Origin of the sequence: Chryseobacterium sp. S90 (genome assembly GCF_047444895.1) — a bacterium.
In the GTDB taxonomy this organism is placed as follows: Bacteria; Bacteroidota; Bacteroidia; order Flavobacteriales; family Weeksellaceae; genus Chryseobacterium.
Map to the genome: position 1 here is coordinate 448,559 of NZ_JBLGCX010000002.1, position 22,135 is coordinate 470,693.

General features: G+C 40.6%; 7 protein-coding genes. 1 reads left to right on the forward strand and 6 read right to left on the reverse strand.

Annotated elements, in window-relative coordinates; translation table 11 throughout:
* Position 1: 1 nt before the first annotated feature.
* The 6 genes from ACLMCG_RS09855 to glsA form a co-directional block, all read right to left on the reverse strand.
* A complete protein-coding gene (locus ACLMCG_RS09855; RefSeq protein ID WP_413960463.1) occupies positions 2 to 2,404 on the reverse strand; it encodes a glycosyltransferase in 2,403 nt (800 codons plus the stop codon).
* Positions 2,397 to 3,179 carry an alpha/beta fold hydrolase gene (locus ACLMCG_RS09860; protein ID WP_413960462.1) on the reverse strand — a complete coding sequence of 261 codons (783 nt, stop codon included), beginning with the start codon at positions 3,177 to 3,179 and terminating at the stop codon, positions 2,397 to 2,399. The genes ACLMCG_RS09855 and ACLMCG_RS09860 overlap by 8 nt, the downstream gene beginning before the upstream one ends.
* A complete protein-coding gene (locus ACLMCG_RS09865; protein WP_002977699.1) occupies positions 3,170 to 3,469 on the reverse strand; it encodes an acyl carrier protein in 300 nt (99 codons plus the stop codon). Before ACLMCG_RS09865 ends, ACLMCG_RS09860 begins: the two co-directional genes overlap by 10 nt.
* Complete coding sequence (locus ACLMCG_RS09870) at positions 3,457 to 7,722, reverse strand: beta-ketoacyl synthase N-terminal-like domain-containing protein (protein WP_413960461.1); 4,266 nt, start codon at positions 7,720 to 7,722, stop codon at positions 3,457 to 3,459. The genes ACLMCG_RS09865 and ACLMCG_RS09870 overlap by 13 nt, the downstream gene beginning before the upstream one ends.
* 19 nt (positions 7,723 to 7,741) lie before the next feature.
* Positions 7,742 to 14,764, reverse strand: a complete 7,023-nt coding sequence (locus ACLMCG_RS09875) for an SDR family NAD(P)-dependent oxidoreductase (protein WP_413960460.1) — start codon at positions 14,762 to 14,764, stop codon at positions 7,742 to 7,744.
* Positions 14,765 to 15,688: 924 nt separating this feature from the next.
* Positions 15,689 to 16,702, reverse strand: a complete 1,014-nt coding sequence (glsA, locus tag ACLMCG_RS09880; RefSeq protein WP_413960459.1) for a glutaminase A — start codon at positions 16,700 to 16,702, stop codon at positions 15,689 to 15,691.
* Positions 16,703 to 17,175: 473 nt separating this feature from the next.
* Between glsA and ACLMCG_RS09885 the strand changes: the two genes are divergently transcribed.
* A complete protein-coding gene (locus ACLMCG_RS09885; protein WP_413960458.1) occupies positions 17,176 to 22,065 on the forward strand; it encodes a PKD domain-containing protein in 4,890 nt (1,629 codons plus the stop codon).
* The last annotated feature ends 70 nt before the right edge of the window (positions 22,066 to 22,135 follow it).

Sequence of the window (22,135 nt, forward strand, 5' to 3'; positions counted from 1 at the left end):
GCTACACTGAAGCTAATTTTGAATGTTCGTGTACAAAATTTTCTAATAATTCTACTGCTTTATCGTTACCACCGGCAAGGGTAAATGTATTTCTGACCTCTTGAGCAGCAATTCTGTATTTTGGATTTTCCAACAATTCAAAAACGGTTTCACGAAGGGCATCTACACGCAGTCTCTTGTATCGGATGCTGATTCCGCAGCCTGCCTGCTCAATCAGTTTTGCAATATGGAAATGATCGTAAGCAATAGGAGTGATCAACATCGGTAAACCGTTACGGAAAGTATCGTTTACGGTATTAAAACCACCGTGGCAGATCACCATGTCCATTTGCTGCATTACTGCAGATTGAGGAACAAAGCTGTTCACGATAAAATTGTCCGGCCATTCTTCAAAGATTTCAGGTGGAGTAGCGGCAATCACTGTTACCGGCTGGTCTTTGAATGCAGCGATAATTTTTTCAAAGAAAGCTTTTCTGATATCTACGAGCAGCGTTCCCAATGATACGAAAATCTTTGGAGTGGTAGAAGCGTTTAATTTATCCCAGTCGAATGGAGCATCGTTTGGACGGCCTTTCACCGGACCCACAAACTTCATATGAGACGGAACAGTTTCAAAACCAGCGAAAGCCTGTGAAGTAAATACCATGTTCAGTTTGTGAGAATGGATGTAAATTCCTTCCTCATGAATTCCCACTTCTTTCTGCAGGTCTTTGATGAGGTTTTGCTGCCATTCCCAGATTTTTGGAGCACTTTTTTCTGTATCTCCCATCACATCCGGTGGAACCGGAGTTGTCGTTACACAAGGAATATTATGTTTGTGAGCGAAAAGAGCCCCTCCGAAAGTGATACAGTCGTTCACGATAACATCCGGCATCCAGCTTTCTGTCAGTCTGGTTAATCCCGGCATCATCATTTTAGCGAAAGGAACATAGGTTTCTTCCAGTGCCAGTTTCATCACTTCAGGTCCGGAACAGGCCGGGCCGTCATCCTGTCTTTTTAAAATGCGGGCAATTTCTTCCTGATACGGTACAAGATCTTCTTCGGGATAGAAATAAGAGCCTCCTTCGGGAATATGTTTGCTGGCTAAAGGGGTAATTCCGAACCATTTTACTTCGTGTCCGCGGGCAATTAAACTCGCTCCCACGCTTAAAGTAGGGCTCACATGTCCGAAAAACGGAGGAACAACGAATAAAAACTTAGACGGTTTTTCAGGTTTTGAAGCCTTTGATATAGCCTGTTCCAATAGATTAGCTGCTGTAGGTGCACCTCCTGCTTCCACAAAAGATTGTCCTACCTTCTGAGCCGCTTCACGATAGCTTGGATTATTTAAAATCTGTTGTACCGCTTCTCTCAGGTGATTGGCTTTAAATCTGTTAAAATTAAGACGCTCACCCGCTTCTGTACGCACAACGCGTCCTGCAACGTGAGACTGGTCATATGCAATCGGAATCACTACCAAAGGAATCCCGTTGGATAATGTTTCGGAAACGGTATTGTGACCGCCATGGCAAACTACACCGTCAAGATGAGGTAACAGATCCAGCTGAGGAACCTGCTGATACACCATAAAGTTATCCGGCCACTGCTCGAAAAGCTGTGGATCAGAAACCACTACAACGGTTAAGTTTTCATCTTTAAAGGCATCAATGACCTTCTGGAAGAATGCTTTTTTATGATCATGATCGAAGGTAGTCCCAATGCTTACCAGGATCTTTTTGTTGGTAGCATTTTTCAATCTGTCCCAATCGAATTCACAAGAAATACGACGCTCTGTAAGAACAGGACCTGTGAACTGATATTGAGAAGGAAGATCTTCCATGTCACCAAAGAAATACTTGGATGTCAGAACGAGTGTCAGAAGGTCTGAAGTTGCCAGAGAATGTTCTTCCTGGAAACCAAGTTCTTTCTGTAGTGCTACAATCTGATTCACTTCCCATTCGTGTACCTTTGGAAGCTCATTCATGATTTTGATGGCAGCCGGAGCGGTAACGGAAGTGGCATAAGGAATTCCCAGCATTTTCGCAGCAACAGGGGCAGCAAATAACTGATGATCCCCGATAACCAAATCAGGCTGATATGTTTTCAGTAAAGCAATAACTCCATTATAGCAATGTCTGTTCAGCGGGATAAGAACCTCTTCGTACAGGAACTTAACGCTGTCTATACCATACACTACTTTTTTGGAAATAATATCAAGATATTGTTCACTTTCTTTTTTTTCTTCGTCAGTCTGATCGTATTGGATCAGTAATAATTTTCCACCCTCGGGAAGTTTAGCCCCTAAAGTAGGGTCAAGGCTGATCCAGGCTACTTCATGTCCTCTTTCCAAAAGAGTAGCACCGATGCTTAAGGTAGGGTTGACATGTCCTGTCAATGGTGGAACTATAAATGCAAATTTAGCCATGGTTTTGTGTTAAAATTTTAGATAAAAATTGAGCGATCGTTTCTGCAATCAGATTCGGTTCCTGGATAGGAATATTGTGATCGCCCGGGATTAATTCAAGTTCAGATCCGCTGATTTGAGATTGCAGCCACTCACCGGTAGGTCTGCAGTTGGAATCAGCGCCATAAAGCAATAGAGTAGAAGCCGTCAGTTTGTTGAAGTCGGTTTCACCTAGGAAATGTTTTTCCCTGATCATATCTGCTTTAATGGTGGTTTGATTAAACAGAAATTCATACATACGATGGTTCTTTTCCATTTGTCTTTTCCCCATCTGCACTTTGGTGGTATCCGTAAAATTGGCTACATAATGCTCAAGAAATTCTTTGCTGTATTCATCAATGATGTTACGGGCTTTTTCGTCCTGAGGATCCGGAGCTTCCATTACCACGAGCTGATTCACGCGGTCCGGGTATTCTAAAGCTGTTTTTAAAGCAATAAGGCCTCCGAAACTATAGCCTACAAGGTGCACTTTTTCCAGTTGAAGGTGATCTATTAAACCTATTAAATCGGATGACATGTTGTCAAGATCGTACCCATCCAAAAAGCGTTCACTCATACCGTGACTTTTCAGATCGTACATCACCACATGGAAATGTTTTGCCAGAATGGGGGCAATATTAAAATAATAAATGGACAGGTTACTGAACATACCGTGGATGAGTACCACGGTTTGTTCGGCTCCTTTGTTGAGTTCCTGTATATGAACTTGTCTGTTATTGACAGTGATTATTGGCATTCGTAGATATAATTGATGATCATACTAAGGTCAAGATTAATAAGCTGGTCAAGATCCATAGATGATAACCAACCCGTAAAGTCTATCTGATCGCCAAAATGCGCCTTGATCTTTTCAGAGAAAGAGACAATTTCAATGCTGTCCATTTCAAGATCTTTGGTGAATGAACTTTCAGGAGTAATATCCATCTCTTCTACAAATTCAGCACCTATCACTTCAGTAATAAAACCTTTTAATAAAGTAAAAAGTTCTTCGTGGTTCATTTTTAATGTTGCGTTTACAGTGTCCATCCGATAATATAATTTTTATGTTTAATAGTTTTGATTTCAATGTTGTTGATCCACAGGTGATCGTCTTTTATCATTTCGACTTCAAAGGCTTTAGGATTTCCTTTCAATCCTGTTCCCAGGAACTTTCCGTAAGCTTCCTTGGCTACCCAGAAGCGGGTGGTCCATTCTGCCTGATCTCTGTCTTTTAATAAGGCTAATTCGTTGTCGGTAAATACCATGTCGTAGAATCCTGAGCTGCGTTCTTCCATCAGTTCCATATCGATTCCTACAGATTTTCCATATCTCGCAATTCCTACGGCTTCTTTTCCTTTGTGAGCCAATGAAATGTGAATATCTTCTGTAAAATCACTGATGAGGTAAGGTTTCCCCACTTCATCAGAACGGATTTCAAATGTAATCGGGAAACAGGCATGATTTTTTTCCTGACGGAGAAGATTTCTCACGGCATCTTTCACCGCAACGCGGCTTACCATCCAGTTTTTCTTTTTGTTCGGTAATAACTGCTGGTGATGCTGTTTTTCTGTCTGGTTGAAGTATCTTTTCAGGATAAAATCCCATGAAGCCACTCTGGTATATGCCTGGTGGAAGAAGAATACATCAGGAGCAATCTCTTCCGAAAGTCTGTTGTGCAGCGGTGACATGGAAACATTCCATAGAGCGGCATCAATTTCCAGTCTTCTGTTCTGCCAGCCCGTAATGGCACACCATACTTTTCCATCTTTTTTCAGGATGATATCTGCAATGGCAAATTCATCATTAAGCTCGGTCAGCATACAGGTGCATTCAAAAATACCTTCCTGGTCATGCATATCTCCGAAGAATTCAATATCTCTGATTTTTACAGGGAATGCAATACGGTCTTTCACTAAAGTAAGCTGCAGCCAAAGCCCGAATAACTGTCCGGCATTGTCCAGTAATGAACCTTTACCGCCGTTTCCTTTTATTTTTCCAATGATTCCTTTATCTCCAACAGCTGAAATTTCAGTGATTCCCTGGTATTTTTCTCCATGGAACATATGCATGTCATAGATTTCTTCAGGGGTTCTTTCGATAGGTAAAAGATTACCGATGGAAAGATTGAATGTTGGTGTCGGAACAGGAGCAGATTTTAAAACTACTTCTGCGTTGGCAAAGTTTTCAATATCGAGATAAGCATGATTCGGTGAACGCCATTCTCCTTTTACAGTTTTTTCAAAAGGTTTGGCCACGTTCATCCATTGGAATACACTTACGTTCATGATTTTATGAACCAATGTTCCATGAATTTCTGCTTCTGCAATTTCTGCCAGCTGTTCAAAGATCATCGTCATCGGGATTACCGGCTCCATATCTGCTACATGAGCCCATCCTTTAGGCTGTCTCAATAAACTGTGGTCGATCAGGTAAGGATGACTTTCCAGCGTTACATACAAATCTTTTGAAAAAGTTGTACTTCTCGGTGCTTTTTGAACAACCTGTTGTGCCACAGGAGCGACCTGAGCCGGACGTGGAATTGTAATCTCCGGACGGTTCTGGAATAAAGTCAATACTTCTTCCTGCATCCGGATCATATCTGCAACGTTATCCTGGAATGCCTGTACCAGCGGATGACCGCTTTTAGTGGCAATGGCTGAAGCAGTTGCTGTATATTGTTTTGGTGTATCAAAGGATTGAGCCAAAGCTTTTACTTCTTTGAAATTACGGATAATAGGAGAACCTAATTCCAGCTTAATGCCTTTTCCTGATACTCTTTTCGAGTGATTCTGAATCTCTAAAAAGTCAAGGGCAATTGTTTTACCTTCCACAAACAGGGAAGCAACTACACGCTGTAACTGTGCCAATGCAGAACGGGTAGGAACGCTGGAAGCAATCGTACTGAATGCTTTTCCTTTTAAGGTATCATCAATAAATCCGATAAGACCTCCGGTACCCACCTGAATGAACACTCTTGCGCCTTCTTCGTATAATTTGTCTGTCAGTTCACGGAAGCGGACAGGTTCTACCAAATGCTCGGCACTCAGTTTTCTGATCGCTGCCTGATCTGCAGGATAAGGTTCTAATGTGGTGGCAGACCACAATGGAATTTTCGTCTGCTGGAACTGTGCTTTTTCCATTCCCGCAAGGATCACGTCCAGTTTATCAGCGATAAAAGGAGAGTGGAATCCTGACTGGAAAGGTAATACCTGATGGAAGATCTGTTTTGCTTTTAACAAAGGAACCAATTCATCCAAAGCTGTATTGCTTCCGCAAAGAATCACCTGATTAGGGCAGTTGTCATTGGATACATACAGGTTTGAAATTTCATCAATAAAAGGTTTTATGGTATCGATACCAGCTCCTATAGCAATGAATTTGGAATCTTTTAATTCAAAAGTTTCAGGATTCAGTACATCAATTAAAGCTTTAACTGAATTTGCTTCTGCCAACTCGGATGAATATCCTGCCAGCCATTCCCCTAAACTGTGCCCTGCATTCATATCAGGGACAATTCCCAGTTTTTTCAGTGAATGATCAAGGATACTGCAGTTGTTGAAGATGTTTAAAGCATCGGTTAGAAGACCTTCACCTTCTGTTTCAATAGGCGCTGTGAGTTCAAAATAACGGCTTACCGTTTCTACTTCACCTTTTGCCAGTCCATCCAGTCCTGGGAATACAAAGGCAACTTTACCGCCATCTTTTAATAATGGAGTAGAAGTGTACCAGATATCCTGTTTGTTTTTCCAGATGATATTCTTGGAAACAATTTTAATGGCTTTTTCTAATCTTGCAGGCGTAGGATCAAATATCGCAACCCTGAAGTCTCCTTCACCAATCGCTGTTTCATTATTTTGTAATGCGGAAAGCAATTCTTCATGGGTAGGTCTGGCCAAGATCAATACCTGATCTTTTTTCGGCATATCATAGCCTTCCAAAACAACGTGGGCATTGATTCCTCCAAATCCGAAGGCATTTACAGCGGCTACTTTTGGCAGTCCTGTTTTTGACCAGTTTTTGGCTTCCTGTACCGGTTCAAACCTTGTATTCTGCATCTCCGAAGTTGGATTCTCACAATATAATGTTGGAGGTAAAGTATCGTGATGTAATGCCAGACAGGTTTTAATTAACCCTGCTATTCCCGCAGCTGGCATAGCATGTCCAATATTGGATTTCACAGATCCGATACCCGCTGCCGGAGCAGCTTCTTCTTTGCCGAAGAACTGCGCCAAGGTCTGAAGTTCTGTTTTATCTCCAAGTGGTGTTCCTGTGCCGTGAGCTTCAAGGTAACCGACTTTATTTTTATCTAAATCAGCATTGATCCAGGCTTGTTCCAACGCTTTCAGCTGACCTTTTACGGATGGGCTCATAACACTGGTTCCGGTACCATCACTGCTTACTCCTACGCCTTTGATCACCGCATAGATTTTATCCTGATCATGGACGGCATCTTCCAATCGTTTTAAAACAACGAAACCACAGCCTTCACCAATGAGCAATCCGTCAGCATCCATACTGAAGGGTTTGATCTGCTGTTGGCGTGACATAGCTCCCAGCTGGGCAAAAATACTCCAGAAAGCAGCATTTTGTCCTGTGTGGACTCCTCCTGCAATCATAATATCGGAACGACCTCTCTGAAGTTCCTGTACAGCATGGTCAACAGCAATAAGTGCAGAGGCACAAGCGGCATCTACGGTAAATGCAGCACCTCCCAGATTGAACCGGTTGGCGACAAGAGAGGCAACAAGATTGGGAATTAATCCCATCGCCGTATCTGCTGCAAAACGGCCTTTACGTTCCTGAAAAGCATGCTTTACCTTTTCAATATCGGAGGAAGAAACGTGAGGCAGCAACTCTTGTAATAATGAAGAAATCTGTTCTCCGGTTCTTACAATTTCAATAGCACGGGTAGCTCCCGGACCGGTATAGTTTCCTTTACCGATGATGATTCCCGTTTTTTCAAGGGAAATATTCTTTTGAAATATTCCTGCGTCTTCCAGTGCTTTCTGTACCAGGTCAAGGGTAAGCAAGTGGTCAGGTTCTGTTCCTTCAACAGCGAGTGGTAAAATACCGAATGCTGTAGGATCGAATGTATAATCAGGGATAAATCCTCCACGCTGACAGTAAAAACGGTCAACGGGACTTGTGGCATCACTGAAATGAACCGGATCTATCCGATCAGCCGGAGCCGGCTCGGTAGAATCGACTTTATTGACAATATTCTGCCAAAAAGTGTTGGCATCCTGTGCCCCGGGAAAGACACAGGATAAACCAATTACAGCAACATCTGTTTTTTTCATATTGAGTTTATGCAGCGTTTTACCAATTATTTCCTGACATGATCAGCACCTGGCTTTCAGTTCCGTATTTGATCTCGTTAAGGAAGATTTCTTTCCCTTCATCCAATGGAATCATGGAAATTCCTCTGCGTTCATATTCTGATTCAAGGGTGGAAGAAACCATTCCGGCTCCTTTCCATGGTCCCCAGTTGATGGAGATTACTTTTCCTTTTAATCTTTTATTTAAAGCATTTGCGTAATCATCCAGTACACTGTTGGCAGCCGCATAATCTGTCTGACCTTTGTTACCGTATACGGAAGCAATACTTGAGAACAGTACTACAAACTGGCAGTCTGTACGAAGCTGTTCAGCCAATACACGAAGTGGTTTCACTTTGGTATCAAATACACGTCCGAAAGAGCTTGTCGTTTTCTGTTTGAATAATTTATCTTCTAAAAGACCTGCTCCGTGGATTACTCCGTCAAGACGGTCGTATTTTTCATAGATACTGCTGATCAGGTTACTTAAACCTTCTTCGTCACAAAGATCTAATGATTGGTAAACGATGGTATTTCCAAGTTCTTCCATATCACGGATCGTACGAAGAATCTGATTGTTTTTGAAAATTTTCGTCGTTTCTTTTTCTATTTCTGCAGGAGAAGTGAATTGGCCAGACTTAATTAAGAAGCCTCTGATTTCCTCTTTGGTTTTCATTCCTTCAAAGTCTTTAGCCGAAATCTCATTTCTTGGATCTGCAGATCTTCCTACCAGAATATAGGTACATGGATAAGCCTGAGACATGTGTTTTACCAACTCGGCAGTGATTCCCTGGGCGCCTCCCAATACCAATACCACAGATTTCTGATCTAGCTGGATATGGGCTTCATTTAAACTTGTTGACAATGGCGAAGGGATAATGTCTACTTTGTGTCTCTGGTCATTTTTGTAAATGATTTCAGCAGGTTTATCATTGGTAAGGATTTCCTTTAAGGTAATTTCAGCAATCTGATCTACTTCCTGAGGAGTGCTCAAACTGATCAGTCTGCAGGTTATATTGTCAAATTCTCTGGCCAGACTTTTGAAAAGCCCCGGATATCCCTGGTGATGACGCAATACGCTTACATCAGTAATTTCCTGAATATGTGCCGGAATATCTGAGATCAGGTATACCCATTTTGCTTTATCAAAGTCCAGTTTTTTGATCAGATCTACGTGATCGATAATGCTTGGTTTATCGGTTGCTGAGAATAGATCCAGCATAATTAATCCGTCAATGTCTGAAAGATCTTTTTCTGTATCTACTATTTCTACAATGGCACCATGTTTTTCCAGAGCTTCTTTGATTGCAGAAGTTTGTTTGCTGTCATCTTGTGTAATGGCAAAACGTTTTCCTTGCAATACTTCTGTATTTTGTACTAAAGAAGCGTCAGTAGGTGTGATATCAAAACGAAGACGTGAAAGTATATTTTGAGTTGGCTCTGCGGTGTTGGTTTCTTTTGTTTCCTGAGTAGCTTCGTTGGTCTCACCATTCATTTCGCTTATCCAGCTTGCCAGACCGCGAAGAGTTTTAATGGCAGCCAGTTTTTCCATGACATCATCAGCCTGTTCAAGGTTTTGACCAAAACCGATCTTGGTTTTAAGATCACCGATGATTTCCATACGTTTGATAGAGTCTATACTTAAATCCGCTTCCAGATCAAGATCAAGACCTAGCATTTCTTTTGGATATCCCGTTTTTTCACTCACGATATTCAGAATAGCATTTTGAAGGTCTTCAAGAGAGAATGCCGGTTGAGTTTGTGGTTTTGAAGCTGTTGATTCAGCTGCAGATCCGTTTTTTTCAGCAGCAGTTGTTTCAGCTCCTGAGAATTCTGTAAGCCATGAAACAAGACCGCTTAAGGTTTTTATTCCTGCTAACTGTTCCATAACGGTGTCTTCACTGGTGTTTCCGTTACCCAGAGATCCTAGTTCATTGCGAAGAGTTCCGATGATTTCAACTCTTTTAATGGAATCAATACTTAAATCAGCTTCCAGGTCCATTTCCATGCCCAGCATTTCCTGAGGGTATCCTGTTTTGTCGCTTACCACCTGTAGTAATAAGGATTTGATATCTCTTGCCGGAGCTTGTTTTACAGCTGCAACGGCTACCGGTCTTTCCTGCTGAACAGGCTGAACCGGAATAGTAGATATCGGCTGTTGAACCGGAGCCTGTACCGGAGCATTGTATACAGGAGCAGGGAACGCCTGAGGATTTTGTCCCATAAAGGAAAGCATCACATCGCGTTGTGCCTGTATCATTAATTTCATGCTGTTTAAATATTCCTGCAGCATGCGTTCAGCAGTAGACTGAGCTTCAGTTGCAGGGGCCTGTGGTTGATTAGTAAAATTGTTCATGGGAATAGGGTTTATGAGTGGTAAAGCACCATTAGATGGCAGATTACCATGAGTTGGGTGGGCAGTCTGCCCGTTTACACGCCAGATGGCAGGGCTTTTTTTGTAAAGCTCAGGTTGGTTAAGATCAATAACCTTAACGCTTCGTCCATCAAAAAGTTTATCAATACTGAAGCTTCGGCCAGTTCCTAAATATTGTGCCAGCATACAAAGCAGGTGGCTGAATTTATTACGGCTGTTGTCTTCAACATATAAGGTCAGCTGATCTTTTTCAAGACAGGATTTGGTCAGTCCGGTAAGAACTTTTCCTGGTCCTACTTCGATGAATATTCTTGCACCATCGTTATACATTGCCTGAAGCTGTTCTACAAATCTTACAGGCTGTACCAGATGGTCAGTAAGTCTTTCTTTTATTTCTGATGGGTTCGCGGGATATACTTCTGCTGTGGTATTGGACCAAACAGGAATCTGCATTTCCCCGAAAGGAACATTTTTCAACACCTCAGCATATAAATCCTTGGATTTTGCTAATAACGGACTGTGGAACGCACAGGCAACTTCAAGCTTTTTAGCAGAAATACCTTCCTGTTTAAGAACTTCCAGCAATTTATTGATCGCTTCTGTACTTCCGGCAATGACACATTGTGTAGGAGCGTTAAAGTTCACCGGATAGCATCCTTCTACTTTGGCAATGATCGGTTGTAAACGTTCTGCAGTAGCGCTTGCTGCCAACATTGAACCCGGATCTCCACCTTCTACAGAATCTAAGATAGATTGAGCTCTCTGAACACTTAAGTCAACCAGTTTATCTTCTCCAAATACTCCTGCAAAGCATAAAGCCGGTATTTCACCATAGCTGTGACCTGCCAGCATATCAGGAATAATGCCTAATGATTCTAAGAATTTAGCCAATGCAAGGTCTACTATTCCTAAAAGCGGTTGTGCTAAACGGGTATCTTTAATGGTTTCTTTTTGTTGTTTTAAATCAGCTTCGTTAAAGGTCTTAGATGGGAAAACTACTTTTTCAAGTTCAGGATACTCATCAATAATCTTACGCATAGCCGGGAAAACTACAAATAAGTCACGAGCCATATTGATTCTCTGGCTGCCTTGTCCAGGGAAAGTGAAGGCTACTTTACCTTCTTTTTTATTCACGGTAAACGTATCTTTTGTCTCAATCCCCAGCAATACCAGTTCGAGCTTCATCATCAGATCTTCAGCGGTGTCTGCTACAATACTGTACTGAATTGGCTTTTCTGAACTGATACTTAAGCTGTAAGCGATATCTTTTAAAGGAATCCCATCGTTAATTTCTAATAAAGCTTTTACCTGGCTTGATTGTCCTTTGGCTTCTTCATAAGTGTCTCCACGGAAAACAAATAATTCTGAAGGCCATGACTGCATTACAATTGAGTTATCCTCCTTAGGATGGTTGGCAATTACTGTATGGAAGTTTGTTCCCCCAAATCCGAAAGCACTGATTCCTGCATAACGGTTTTTCTCCGCCCATAATCCACTTTCTGCATGGAAGGCAAATGGACTGGTTTCTGCGTTATAATAAGCATTCGGCTGCTGAAGGTGAAGGGTAGGTGGCTTTACACCATGATAAACGGCAAGGGAAGCCTTGATCAATCCTGCTAATCCTGCCGCACATTTTGTATGTCCGATTTGCGTTTTTACAGAACCTAAATGAGTCTGCCCAGGCAATGCCCCTGAACGGCTGAATAAATTAGTCAATGCACTTAGTTCGGTTTTGTCACCCACTACAGTTCCTGTACCGTGAGCTTCCACTAAACCTACAGAAGCAGCACTGATACCCGCCTGGGAATAAGCACGTTCTAATGCTCTTACCTGGCCTATCTGTCTTGGAGCAGTCAATCCCAGTGCTTTGCCGTCACTGGATCCGCCAACTCCTTTGATTACGGAATAAATACGGTCACCATCACGTACAGCGTCCTCATATCTTTTTAAAACAAGGATCGCAATACCTTCTCCAAGGGCAATACCGTCTGCATCACCATCAAAAGTAGCACATCTTCCTTTTCTGGAAAGGGCGTGAGTACTGGAAAACATCAGGTAATCATTGATTCCGTTGTGTAAATCTGCTCCTCCTGCAAGAACCATGTCAGATTTTCCTAATACAAGTTCCTGACAAGCCAGATCAATAGCAGCTAATGAAGAAGCGCAAGCTGCATCTACGGTAAAGTTTCTGCCGCCAAGATCCAGTCGGTTCGTAATCCTACCTGCGATCACGTTGGCAAGAATACCCGGAAATGAGTCTTCTGTAGTATGTGGGAAGGCTTCTTTTACTTCTTCATGAAGTTCTCCGAAAACCTGCTTATAATATCCTCTGAAACTATAGCTGTTGGCAAGATCATTACCTCCTTCAGCCCCTATAATAACAGAAATGTTTTCTCTGTTGATATGTTTTTCACCATATCCTGCATCTTCCATTGCACGCTTGGCAACCAATAAAGTTAACAGTTGTGTTGGTTCAATGGCAGCAAGAGATTGTGGTGGAATTCCGAATGCCAGCGGATCAAAATCAATTTTAGGAATAAATCCTCCCCATTTAGAGTGGGACACATCCGGTCCGTCAGAATCTGGGTGGTAGTACAGTTCCTTATTCCATCTTTCGTCCGGTACTTCGGTAACGCTATCTTTTCCTAAAATGATATTTCTCCAGTATTCATCCAGGTTTTTAGCTCCCGGGAAAATACATTCCATTCCTACGATGGCGATGTCCAGAGGTTTTTCAGTAGAAACCGGTTCTTCAGGTAACGCTGCATCCTGAATATGCTCGTAGTTGTCTACAACACTTTGATGCAGAGCTGCTAATGAGATCACACGATTGTGCATCGTAGCTACCTGTCCTATCATATACATTCCTAAGTCTAGTTGGTCATCTTTAGGAATGCTGACAAGTTTATCACCCTGGCGCTCTATGCCTTTAGCCGCAATTCTTAAACGGCCTACATTTAATTTTTCAAGCTGTTCCCACACCTGTTTTTTATCCATTCCTGCAGCAAGAAGCTTTGCTTTTTCTGTATTGAAATGGTGGGCAAATGCCGTATTGAGACAACGGGTTTCATGTCCCGGAGCTGTTTCCAATAAGACGGTATCTTTTGCCTGCATAGCCTGCGATTGGAATTCTTCCTGAATAGCTCCCGTCTGTACCGCCTCATGAGTATAAAGGTAAGCGGTTCCCATTAATACTCCAATTTTTACTCCTCTTGCAGCTAATGGAGCGGCCATGATGGATACAAACGCCGTTGAAAATGCGTTATGAATTCCTCCTGCAAAAAAGACACTGATGTTTTCAGGGTTTTCTTCTTTTAGGATACGTTCAATTTGTTTTTCCCAAAGAACCATACTTGAAAGCGGACCTACGTGGCCTCCGCACTCACGTCCTTCAAAAATGAAATTTCTGGCACCTTCTTTCAGGAAAATATCCAGAAGGGCAGGGGAAGGAACGTGTAAGAATGATTTTATTCCGGCTTTTTCAAATACTTTAGCCTGAGCTGGTCTTCCGCCTGCAATCAAAACTACAGGAGGTTTGGCTTCTAATATATAAGAGGTCTGTTCTTCTCTTAATTCCTGCGGAGCAAATCCAAGGATACCTACACCCCATGTTTTTTCACCAGCCAGTTTTTTGGTGTCCATTACCAGAGACTTTGCAGATTCTCCTTTCAATAAGGATAAGGCAACAAAAGGTAAAGCTCCGGCATCTGCTACCGCATTGGCAAATGAAGGTACATCACTCACGCGGGTCATTGGGCCTTGAGCAATAGGGTAACTCAACCCTAACTCCTGAGCTAAAGAGTTGTCTTTATCAATTACTTTAAGTGCTTTTGCTTGTTTCAAGTGCCCATACATAGCTTCTTTGAATCCGAAAACAAGTTTTTTCAGAGTTTTGAAATCTTCATACAGGTCTGTTGCCAGCGAAATGTCTTGTCCCATAGGGATATAGCATGTATTGAGGTCCAGACCGGTGAAATACTGTTTCAGATCTTCAGCAGTTGTGTTTTCTGGTAATACCGGTGAATTGGGCCTTACCAATACACGATGGTTAGCAATCACCTTCGTTTCTGTACCATTCAGTTTTGAGCATACTTCTTTCAGGTCTTTTGGAACTGAACTTTCAGGGAACAAGGCCAGTTGGCTGTCCAGTACAACTCCTGTTGCTCCCAATGCTTTTGATGCCGCTGCAGTATGGAGACCTATTCCTCCCTGTATCCACACCGGAATGTTCTGAATTTCTTTGATCACACGCTGAAATAATACAAACGTGGATTCATAGCCTACCCATCCACCTGCTTCATTTCCTTTGATAATGATTCCTTCTGCTCCCGATTGTTCAGCCTGTCGGGCTTCTTCCAAACTGCTTACCTGATAAACTGCAGGCAGATTGGAGGGCTTCGGCATTCCGAACGGAAGGATAGCGAACCTTACTTTTTCAGGAATTTGAATTGTGGTGAAATTGTCATTAGAAAAATAAATACCATACGATGGTACGTCTATCTTGTCAAGTTGATGTAACGCTTCCTGTGCAGCCGTTATTTCATTTCCTAAACTTAAAACGGGAAATGCGCCCGCTTGGTGTAGTTTAGGTATAAGGTTAACGTCTGGTTTTTCAAAAGGCGTCAGTCCAATAATGGTTAAGTTTTTCATGGCGTGATAATTATTGAATGATAGCAAGAGATTCATAACAAAATGCAGGGCCTTTCGGTATTAAGGCGATCGCTTTTTGTTACGATATGATAAAATTGGTTTTTGTTAAATCTTTAATGATGGATGTGTTTTTATGGTAATTATTCAAGAATCTATTGTTTGTTGATAGATTGCATGATGTAAGGTTGGTGTCCGGTTTTTCAAAAGGCATTAGCCTGATTTTAGTCAAGTTTTTCATAGCATTTACGGTATAGGAATAGTTAATGATATCTCATATCAGAACACGGATGCCATTAGTATTGATGGTGTTTTTCTGTTATGAGTGAATAAAAATAATAAAAACGTATATATTCTTTAATCATAAATACAATTTGATAATTATTTATTAATATATAAATATCAATTGTTCATATGTTATTAAAATATATTTATTGTTTATTTATTCTTAGAAACATGCCGGTACAATCTTCTCAACTTTAATTATAAATAGTTATAGTTAAAGAAATGTTAAGCAAATATAGGAATAAAAAATAAAATATTTCAAAAACAAGAGATTTGTTTTTGCATATATTACAAAAAGATAATATAGAATGAATAAGGTTCCGAAATGTAAAAATTGCCTTTATCAATCTGATAAAACAGTAAAGCGAATTTAGATAAAATTAATCAATATATTGTGATTTAATTTGAATTATTTATGAACTTTTCCTATCTTTTTGATAAATAATGAGATAGATAATTTTAAGAATAATTAATATATCTTTCCGAAATTCATAAAAAAAACAGTAAGTATCTGATATACTTACTGTTTTTTAATTAGGTTGACCGTTAAGATTTTCTGATAAATATGCCCCTTAAAGGATGCTGGCTCATATAATTTTTATTATCCGGTGAGCGATCTGTAAATGAACGAGATTTTACAATTTAAAATATACTTAATCCGTATTGTTTTGCAAGGTCTAAAATCATGTGATATCCTGCCAGTGAATTGCCGTGCTGATCCAGTGATGGACTGAATACGCCAATTCCAATTTTTCCCGGAACACTTACGGTAATTCCACCTCCGACACCGGATTTGCTTGGAAGACCTACGGTTCTGGAATATTCACCACTGAATTCATACATGCCGGCAGTCAGCATTTGTGACTCCACCAGTTTTGCCATGTCTGCATTCTTATAAGTAGCATCCCCGTCAAACCTTACGCATTGGTTAGCAAAGAAATAACCGATTTTTGCAAGATCTTCAGCGGTAAGCTCAATAGAACATTGCTTGAAATAATTATCCAGCTGGTCTTCATTTCCGGAAATCAGTCCGCTGTTTTTCATTATATAGAACATCCCCCGGTTGCGGTGTCCGGTTGCTTTTTCAGATTCGTAAACAGATTTGTTATACTCAATTGTTTGATTTTTGGTAATATATCTTACCATATCCAGGATCTTAAGGAAAGGTTTCTCGCCTTCTCCTGAAATTAACGAAGTAGTAAGGATGGCCCCTGCATTCATCATAGGATTGAGCGGTTTACCCGTAGTTTCAAGGTTTGAAAAATGGTTGAAAGGTTTATCGGAACCGAAATATCCCATCTTATCAAAAATATGGGCTTCACCTTTTTCGTTGACGGCTACCATTAATGATATGATTTTGGAAATACTCTGCATTGTGAATTTTTTACTCACATCACCTGTATTGAATACTTTTCCGTTTTTATCTACTACAGAAAAGGCAATTGCTTTAGCGTCCATTTTTCCCAGTTCGGGAATATAATCTGCTACTTTGCCTTGTGTATAATAAGCTCTGTTTTTTTCCAGAATGGTATTTAGTGTTTTTTCTGAAATTGTTGAAATATCTGCAGTTTTCTGAGCGTAAATTATTGTGTTTAAGGAAAGAAAAGCTGCTGTACAAATTCCTTTTGCAGAAAATAAAAAGCTGTTGTTTTTCATAGAGAAGATCTTCAAATAAAATGTTTATGATAAGCCTCGAAAAACAAAGATAAAGTATTTTGATCTTGTCGGCAATGCTCATTTATTATACGGGTTAATGTTTGTATTGCCAGTGAGAAATTTAATCTGAAAATTGATTCAGTTTTAATGGTTATTAAAGTGATTAATTTTAATATAAAATTAATTTATGTAGAAAAATATAAACAAATTGTGTTTTTGGTTGTTGATTTGGTTGTTTTAATGGTGGGAATTGTGGATTTTATTTTGCTAAAATCCTTGTGGATCCTCAGATCATAAGAAAGTATATATATTTTTCATATAACTAATATGTGGGTGAAATAACATATAATCATGAATTTGTCTATATCGTTGGAATTCAATAGTGAAATAATGTTATTTTTTCACTATTAAATGATTTTTGTATTATTATTTTTATTAATTTGACAAAAAATTAATAACACTTTTTAATAACTATGAAAAACAACACCTATTTTGGTAGGGAGCACATCTTTAGATGGCTGCTACTATGTTGGCTTTTGGTACCCTGGGTACTACAAGCACAAGCTCGAATTACATGGACTGAACAGGTCGGATGCCAGGAATTCCGTGGCGAAAAAGAAGACCAGATTCCTGACAACGGAGTCGCTGTTTCCTACATCAATTCTTCCCAATGTCTACGTGTCTGTGAGAAATCATTAGATCCTGTCAAATATCTTGTTCAGGGACCGAACGTTTCTAATGTACAATGGACTATTTCGGGAGGAACTTTAACACCTTCAGGACCAGGAAATACAGCAGCGTATGTGACCTGGGGAGCTGCAGGTAATGGCTCTTTACAGGCTGTTATTACATATAATGACGGAACTGTTGAAACCCAGACTATCTGTATTGAAAAAATCAACAGACCGATTGCTAAATTTGAATTGTTAAACCTGGATTATACCGTATGTAAAAATACAACGGTGTATTTTGATAACCTTTCCGAACAAAACGGAGGATCAGATATTATCAATTATTTCTGGGAGTTTGGAGATGGGGTAACTTCTACTTCCACAGCTTTTGAACCTTCTCATATCTATACTAATCCTGGTACCTTTACTGTTCGCCTGACTGTAACTAATAAGTGCGGCTGTAAGAATACCTACAAAAAGGAAATCAAGGTATTGAAATCAGATCCTGTACAGATCAACTGTGCATCTGTAGTATGTGAAGGCAGTATTGAAAAATACAGCGCACAGGACGGATGTAATAAAGGACAATGGAAAGTCATTGGAGGATCTATTGTGAATAATTACGGAAGTGAAATCGAAGTGAAGTGGGATCAGGTAGATCCGCTTGATGGTTTCGGTTATGTAATGTACTTATCTGAATGTGCTTGTCCTGAGTGGACTACTATCAAAATTCCTGTAGTTTTAGCGCATGCAAAAGTGAAAGGACAGGCGGTAGTATGTGCAGGTAAACAATATACGTATTCAATTCCTCAATGGCCTACAACCAGTGTTCAATGGAATGTAAGCGGTCCTGCAGGAGGTCAGTTGTATTATACTCAACAGAGAAACGAAGCTATTTTCTCTGCTACTCAGCCTGGTACTTACCACCTTGTAGCCAATTATCACAATACCTTATTACCATGTGAAGGTCAGGCCTCTATTGATATCGTAGTGGAAGCTCCGGTAGAAGTAAGTGGTGGTACGGATGAGATCTGTGCAGGAACAAGCCAGGTGTTTACGACTAACCCTAATGTGCCTGTTACCTGGAAAGTTACCACTGGCGGATCTTCTTTTGTGTCTGGAGTAACGACAGGGCCATTTAGCTACACTTTTACAGCAGCTGGTACTTATACTATTACAGCTACTAAACAAGGTGGAGGGTGTGAAAGTAATGCAAGAATCATTAAGGTATTACCAATTCCGCAGGCGCCTACAGGTACTATTTCCGGAGAAACAAAAGTATGTTCGGGAAGACCTTACGTATATACGATCAGCCCTGTTGATGCCGGAATGGTTCCGGTTTGGAGTGTTACCAACGGAACAATTCAGGGAAGTAATGCGGGTTCTTCTGTAACGGTTATCTTTAATGCTGGTGCTTCATCATATACGGTGTCTGCACAGAATAAATCAATCAGCAGCGCAGGATGTCTTTCGGCTCCAACTACGTTCAATGTAGCGCCTTTAGATCTTAACTCTATTACAATTAATCCTAATCCAGGGCCTTTCTGTCCGAGTAGTACTCAGACTTTCAGTGCTAATCTGAACGGAATTGTTCCTGAATTTATGGAATGGACATTTGGAAGTTCCAACTTCGGAAGTGTGATAGGAGGGCAGGGTACAGCTAATATTACTGTAAACTTCAATGAGATCTCTTCTACAAGCAGCACAACTCTGAATCTAAGAATTGTAAAATGCGGGGTAACAAAAATTATCAGCATACCGGTATCTTTAATACCGCTTCCGGTAGTCAACTTTACAAGTGTAGGTGGAGTTTGTTTAGGTTCAAACCTTTCTTTCACGGTAAATCAGGGTACAATTACTTCGGCTACAAATGTTACTTTCACATTTGCAAACGGAACAACTTATACTACAGCTTTCAATCCTTCCGGAAATTACAGCTTCCCAAATAATGGGTATATCTCGAATAATACAGGGGGTAATATTTCTCAGGTGGTTACTGTAACGTATACAGGAACTAACGGATGTAGTTATAACCCAACAGCAAGTGCAAACTTCACCATTTACCCAGAAACTATTATTACAATTTCTCCGGTATATAATGTTACTGTTTGTGACCCGACAACAATGACACCGTATACTCTTACGGCGAACAGTTCTACAGGTCTTACGAATATTAGTTCATGGCAATGGTATAAAAATAATTCACTTATACCAGGTGCTAATACAAACTCATATACCATATCGGGTGCAGGGGCTTTCGGAACATATAAAGTACGTGCGGTAGATATTAATAACTGTGTGGTTTTTTCTCAGAATGTTAATGTCACTCAGCTATGTCCGAGCAGTGCAGGCTGTACAACAGATCCTCAGATCAGTTTTGTTCCACAATGGTCAGGTTGTAATACAATTTCTGTTACCGGTTTATCTTATATTGGAACTCCTGACGAGATTCAATGGCTATCAGATAGTGTGCTTACTTTGTCTTCAGGACAGGGAACAGCTACACCGGTATATCAGACGAATCTTCCTGCTGCGCATATTGTTTTTGTACGTTTAAGATACGGTACATGCTGGTACAGCAAAGGGGTAGAAGTAAGAAAGAACTACGAACCTAAATTCAATGTAAGTACAGTATGTAATGGAGGAGGTTACAATGTAACTCTTTTCAATACATCAACTATCTTTGAAATTAATCCGGCATCTATCACTTACACATTCTCCAGCCCGGGTCAGCCAAATCAAACAGGACAGACGGCTACTTATAACAATCTGGCGCCAGGTACTTACACCTTTACAATGACAATGTCTGCACCTGGAAAACCAACGTGTACTACCACGCAGACTATTACATTGGCTCCGGTTCCTAGTACCAGCTTCTTGGTTCCGGCATGGATCTGTGTGCGTGAGGCAATTACATTCTCTCCTATATCATATGTTCCAGGAAATACTTATACCTGGATCTTTGATGGTACATCTTATGTAACCGGAGGACCGAATGCTACTATAACATACAATACGAGCGGAACAAAAACAATACAGCTGAAAATTAAAACTCCTAATGGATGTGAATATACTTCCGCTGTCATTAATATTAGTGTGAAAGAGGCTACTCTTGATGGTAATATGGCGCCTCCGGCTCTTGTTGCCTGTATAGGAAGTGCTCCTAATATCTTGTTTACAAGTACTCTTGGAACACCAAGTCATTATATCTGGATGAATGGTTCTCAGCCTGTGGCTGGAGCACCGGACTCTCCGGTCTTCACTCCAACTCAATCAGGAAGCTACTGGCCGGTGCTGGTATCTTCAGATGGATGTAGAACAAGTATCATGAGTACGAAAGCAATACCTGTGACGCTTAAAAATCCTCCATATGTTAATATATCCGGAAAAGCTAATATCTGTGAAGGATCTTCTACAATTCTTAGCGGTCTTGTAACGGATACCACATTGGAATACCAATGGAAGAAAAACGGAGGATTGGCATCAGCTCCATGGAGCCCTGGTCCATATCCGATCGTTTTCGATACAGGATCATTACCTGCAGGGACCTATGTTTATACGCTGGAAGTAAGAACTCCGGGTGCATCAGGATGTACAAGTTCTAAAAACTTTACCGTTACGGTAAGTCCTCCACCATCACCGGTTACGGTAACCTACAGTTTGGTGAGCTGCCAGCCTTATAAAATTAAGTTAACAGCATCAGGACCATCTGCAGGAGATTACAACTGGAGTAATGGAATGACTGGTCAGTCTATTACAGTAAATGAAGGAGGTGCTTATCAGGTTATTTATACTGCGCCAAGCGGATGTAAAGTAAGTAATTATACAGAAGTTCCGTTAAGTCTTGAGAGTCTGATGTGGGTATTCCCTACAGGATGTTATGATGAATGTCTTAGAAAGAATTATATTTTAGGACCAAAAGGAATCTTTGATCATCATGACTGGCAGCTGTTCGGAAACAGTATCCAAAGCGGAAACAATGCTTTCATTAATCCGTTGTATATTGGTGCTCCGGGAACATATCAGCTACAGATCTCTCATTTAGGATGTGTATTTACTTCCGGAACGATGAATTACTATCCGGGTAAAGAATGTGGATTTGAATCAGATTGTAAGCTTGAGACAAATATCAAAGGCATGAAGTGGGTTGGAGATCATTACGAAGTGAGTGGTGTTCTTCAAAATATGGGAAGCCAGCCGATAAGTCTTACGGTTTCGAGTCTTAATGGATATGGAAGTTATATTCCGTCTATCATCACTATTCCGGCAGGAGGAGTGTATGATATGAACGCTAATCCGTTGGCATTCTATCCAAACTCAAACTTCCAGGGTACAGACGAGATCTTATTCTCAAATGAAACCTGTAAGTTTACTACTAAAGCATCAGATCCGGACTGGATGGGTATGAGAAGTGCTGGAAGAAGCGTAATTGCTGCTTCAGTTTCCTCTCTGAAAATGATACCAAATCCTGCGAAGGAAAAAGTGAAAATCTCGTATAATACGGGCAGTGAAAAATTACTTGCAAAACAGATTACGGTTTTTGATGCCATGGGCAATATCAAATTCCGTAAAGAACTGAAAGCGGCTTCCGGAGAGGTAGACGTAGAAGTTAGCAGCTGGCTGCAAGGTGTTTACATTGTCATTGTACAAACGGGAGACACATCATTACAAGGAAAACTAATTAAAAATTAGTAGCTTATAAAGCAGTGTTCTCTTCGGAGAGCACTGTTTTTTTATAGTATGTGAAAACTAAAAGAATTTT